Genomic DNA, 5,509 nt, shown 5'->3' on the forward strand with positions numbered 1-5,509 from the left:
CCTGCCCGTTCGCGAGGTTCGTCTTTTTGATGTTCATCGTGTAGGCAACGGCGTCCACCTTCAGCCCGTCGCCCGAGGCGGCAAGCCGGAAAGCGCTCTGTGCATCAGTCGACGCCTCCCTGCTGATTGTGGTAAGGATCTCCGCACCCGCCGGAAGTCCGGTCAGGTTTGCCGCAATGGATCCGGCGACCGTTCCCGCAGCCCCTGCATCGAGGTTGAGGGGCTTTGTGTCCAGCCGGATACCGTCAAGGGTACCGTTTACTCTGTTATTCTCTACAGTGGTGTTGCCAGAAGTTCTGATTGTCAGGGCGAAGGTGTCCTGGTCAATCCTGATCTCCTTGTGGTCATTGGAGACGGTAACGTTCTCACTCGACGCATCGATGGAAACCTCCATCTTGCCGTCGTCACCGCTCTTGATCGTGCATCCCGGAATGTCAAGGACGGCCTTGTCAGTCTTCTGGCCGTCCGGCGAGGCGATTGCCCACCCGAGCACCGAATACCCGCTCATATCATCGCCGGTAAGAGCGTTGGTCCACGCCACCATCTTCTTCTCGTTCCAGGGGTTTGCACAGTAGGCGTACGCATTGAAGGCAGCGCGGTTCTCAAGGTTCTCAATGGTGTACTCGACCCTGACCGCTCCCCCGTCTGTCAGGCCGGGGATATCACTTCTCGAACCGAGCACACCGGCGTTCAGGTCGATGAACATGAACCTGAAGGTGTCTTCAGTATCGGTCATGTTCTGCCCGGAGTAGATCGGGTAGTTCGTGTTCCCGCAGGGTTTCCAGATCTGCGGGCCGTAGACAAAGTCCTTCGCGGTGAAGGTCTCATCCAGCGAGCAGGGATTGTAGGCAATCTCGTCGGCGAGAGGAGCCTTGTTCTCCCGCTCAGGCGACATGTCCGGTGTCCAGGAGTACCCGCTCGCCTTTACATGGACCGTAAGATCCTGTGGGAGGGTCCCGTTCACGGCAAACATCAGGATAATATCGTCATTGTATCCCTTGCCGCCGGTTTCGGTCACGTAGAATACGCCGGACTGGGCATTCGTGACGGTCGTCTGGCCTGTGGGCATGGCCGGATCGGTGGTGATATGGAGAGCGTTGAGGCCGCGATTCTCTCCTTCGAACTTCATCCAGTAGGTGTTGTCGTAGTAGTTTTCGTAGTCGTTGAACCTGACTCCGGCGTCATTCGCCACTGTCACATGGATGTTGTTGTGGTCGGAGAGGACGCCGCCGACAGGCACCACCGTCACCGCGGCGATACCTTCCATGCCGCCGCTCTCCGCGGTCACATAGGTCCTGCCCGGGGTGTGGGCAGAGAAGACGCCGCGGTCATCGACGGTCCCGACAGTTGTGTTGCTGCTCGACCAGGCAAAGGAGGCGTCTGCAACCCCCGCACCGGTCTCGTTGTAGCGGACTGCGGTGAAAGTGTGCATCCGGCCTTCGGTTACCAGAGGTGTGCAGGGGGTGACGGAAACCGAAGAGCGGTCGCTCCCGGTGACATATGCCGCAGAAGGCAGGGCAAGGGGATGGTTCTCGGTGTTCGAGAAGGTGACCGCATAGGAGGTGTCGACGATCCCGTCCCCATCCGCGTCCGTACCTCTGCAGGTGTCCCAGTAGTTTCCGACAATACCGGTGCAGACCTTTCCATTGTAGAAGTATTCCACCGGAGCGGGGGACTGCCAGACCTGCGCAATGTCGCCGTAGATGTTGTCTTTATTGTTGATGAAGTCGTTCCGGGTGAATATGTTCGTTTTGGTGCCGACGGGATAGAGAGCATAGTATGAAGAGTTTGCGATACGATTCCGTTCAAAGAGATTGCCCTCAACGGCGATGAGACCGATCCCTCTCTGGCATTCCTCAACAACATTGTTGATGAAGGTGTTTTTGTTGGCAGAGTCTATACCGAAGTTTGCGAGATAGAGACCGTACATTGCGCCCGCGATTTCATTTCCGGCCACGGTGTTCCCTGTCGAGGCGCCCTCAAGCCGGATGCCCGTGCCCACTGTGGGTACGCGGGATATTATGTTGTCCGCGATTGTGTTGTCCTTCGAGTCTCTCAGACCAATCCCGCTATCACATCCTGTTATGGTGTTGCCTGAAATGGTGTTGTTGTTGCAGGCAGTGGGGCTGTAGATCCCGGAGTTGCAGTCTGTTTCCGTATTGTCGGCGATGACGTTAGAACTGGACAGATCCATGTAGATGCCGGCATAGGTATTCTGGTTGAACGTATTGCCTGTGACAGTGTTGTTGCTGGAGGTAAACAGTGCAAGACCCCATTTGTTTGATTGCAAAATGTTGTCTGCAATGGTGCAGTTCCCGACACCGTCGAGTTTGATTGCAGCATTGTTCTTCGCCCCCTCCACGGTGAACCCATCTATGGTTACATGGGGCGCAACGACGGTGACCACGTCTTCCTGCAGGGTGGGTGCATTGAGAATGGTCCCTTCAGGGCCTTGCTCCGACCTGATCGTCAGGAACTTGTTGACGGTCACGCTCTCTGTGTAGGTCCCGTTTTTCACGACGATGGTATCATAGTCGTACACGCCGTCCACCGCCGCCTGGATGGTGGTGAAGTCGCCGTTCCCCGACTGATCGACATACCAGACCGCCGGGTCATGGGAGGCGGGGATGACGCGGACTGTCGCCGTAGCGTTCACGCCTTTGTCGGATGCCGTGACTATCGTCGTCCCCTCCTTCAGGGCGGTGAAGGTGCCGTTCTCATCCACCGTACCGACAGTTTCGTTGCTGCGCGTCCAGATGTAGGCGGAGGTCGGCAGTACATTGCCGTACTGGTCGAGGGTTGTGGCGCTGAATGTGCCGCTCTGGCCTTCCTTCAGTGCGAGCAGCGACGGTGTGATCGTGACCTTTGCCGGCCTGGGGAGGTCGAGTTGGATCTTCTTTACGGCAGCATACTGTTCGTAGCCGTCAAAGATGACGATCGGCCAGAATGGGCCCGGACGGATCTCCTTCCCATCGAGTTTGTTTGCGACGACCGGTGCGGAGTCCCCATCGAGTCTGTCACTGGTAATGTCGGCGGTGCGCTCCCGTCCATTTTTCTTCGTGTAGGTGATGGTAATCTTGTAGTTCTTTGATGCGAGCGTCTCGTTCAGCGTTGCCGGGTCGTCGTCGTCGATCATGCCGACCAGCGTGGAGAGAGACGTCCCTTCCCAGAGTTTTCCGGAAGAGTCCGTGCATGACGCCGGGTGTTCGGTTGAGAGGGTGATGAACCCGGACCTGTTGAGGGTCTCGGTACCGGCGCCGGCGAGCGTGAGGGTCCAATCCGGTGCTGTCTGGACGGTGACGTTCACCAAGTCCGAAACTCCACCGACTGCCGTTTTCACAGAGGTTTTGCCCTCGGCCAGAGCCGTAAAGAGGCCGTCCTCATCAACAGTTCCGACGGTCTCGTTGCTGCTCGTCCACATGAACTTTATCCCGTCCATCTCTACACCTGAGGCATCGACAGCAGTTGCACTGAACTGCACGGTCTCATCTGGATAGAAGGGCGAGAGGTCACGGGGTTCGAGCGTGATCGAAGCCGGCGGGGGCGTCGTCATCACGCGGGCGATGGTCTCTGCAACGATGTCGCCGTTCGTCGCGGTGACTGTCGTCTCACCTTCGGTATGGCCGATAAAGAGTCCTGTGGTGTCGATGGTGCCGACAGTCTCGTTGCTGCTCGACCAGGTGATCGCGGCACCCGGGATCGGTCTGCCGTCTGCATCGGAAGCGCTTGCACTGAACTGCAGGGGTCCGTCAATGATGACAAACGGGGACTGCGGGGTGAGGACGATCGAGGCCACGTCAGGGGTGTCTTCTGTGACAGTAACCTCGGCGGTAGCAGTTGCGTCCCCGCCAGCGATGGTAACGGTTGTCGTCCCCGCAGCCTTTGCGGTGAAGAGGCCCGTAGTAGCATCGACAGTTCCGGCGGTCTCGTTGCTGCTCGACCAGAGGAGCGATGCACCGGGCATCACCCTGTCGTTCTGGTCATATGCAGTGGCATTGAACTGCAGGGTTTCGCCGGTTCCGAGAACCACAGAGGTAGGGGTGAGTGTCAGGGTGGTCACAACACGCGGGATGCCCTGCACCGTATAGCCGCTGCTCCCTGATTCGATTAACCTGTTCGTCCAAGAGATGCCATCGCCCTGGTTGGAGACCTTGGCGTATCCGTAGACATTGAAGGCCGCAAAAGTCTCCAGGTTCTCGAAGGTATAATCGACCCTGGCCGCGCCGAGGTCTGTCATATTCGCATTGCCAGGGATTTGCCCGACACCCAGGTCGACGAACATGAGCCTGAAGGTGTTCTCCGTGTCGCTCATGTCCTGACCATGGAAGATCGGATAATTGTCTGGCTTGGGGGAAGGTCTCCAGATCTGGGGGCCATAGATGAAGTCATCCCTGGTGAAGGTCTCGTCCACCGCTCCTTCAACATACTCCCTGTCATCAAGAGAACCGGGCGGCCAGCGGTATCCGCTCGACGTGATGTGAACAGCAAAGTCTTCGGGAATCGTCCCGTTCACCGCGAGCAGGAGGACGACTTCGTCGTTTGGCCCCTTACCCCCGGTGGTCGTGAGGTAGAAGGTTCCTGACAGATCAGATGAGTTCGTGACCTGACCATTCCTTTCTTCAGGGTTATTGGTGACGTGCATGGCTTTGGTACCGCCGCCGTCGCACTTGATGAAATAAGTGTCGTTCCCGAAGGTGTCGAATCGAGCACCTCCGTCGTTTGCGACCTGCACATGGATGTGCCGGTAGTCGGGCAGCGGTTCAGCCGCTGCTGGTATAATCATGACCCCTATCAACAGAAAGAGGACGACAAGTGTCCCCAGGGTCAAGATTCGTGATCTCTGTTCTTTTTTTTCAACCATTGTCATGTCTCCTGAGAAGAGCAAGAGGAATTAAGCAGGAATTGGGGCTATTTTTACCCAAAATGATGATTTTAAAGGTTATTTTACAGATTAAGTTTCGGTGGCATGGCCATATAAAAATTTTGAATTCGTGGAGGCAGTAAAACGGATTAAGTTAACATGGTATAAAATCCCGGAATAACGGGCAATGGTAACAAAAAAGGAAGTAATGGAGTTATTTTATCTTCCTGATGAGGATGAGGAGAGCGAAAGCGACGAGGGGGAGCGCCCGGAAAACAGATGACTATTACCCCAAAGAGACCATCATGCCCACGGTGATCACGCTGTACGAGAAGCACAAAGGTGAGAGAACATGAATCGACACATGAAGGATTCCCTTCACGTCGAAAATGGGACAACTACTTCTCCGATCGGAGAACACAATCGAAATTGACACGATCCGATCAGGGGAGCAGGGGAAGGAGGGTGAGAACCCAAACCTGAATGTGGCAATGCAGTGCAGAAGGTATGCCCCCGGCCGGAATGCTGCTGATCTCGTTCCGACCGATGGGCCATGGAGTGCCTGCTCCCGATCGTGTGTGGCCCCGGTGTTTACATTTGTTGATTAACAGTCCATGTTAATCAAACAAAAATATTTGATAACCCGCG

The 5,509-nt window shown here is 56.1% G+C and carries 1 protein-coding gene; it reads right to left on the bottom strand.

Going from position 1 to position 5,509, the window contains the following annotated elements; all coding sequences use genetic code 11:
• Nucleotides 1–4,783: Ig-like domain-containing protein (locus tag Q0520_RS05405; RefSeq protein WP_298667413.1), on the bottom strand; the 4,783-nt coding region annotated here is incomplete at its 3' end.
• Nucleotides 4,784–5,509 lie beyond the last annotated feature (726 nt).

This window comes from uncultured Methanofollis sp. (assembly GCF_937919355.1).
GTDB lineage: Archaea > Halobacteriota > Methanomicrobia > Methanomicrobiales > Methanofollaceae > Methanofollis.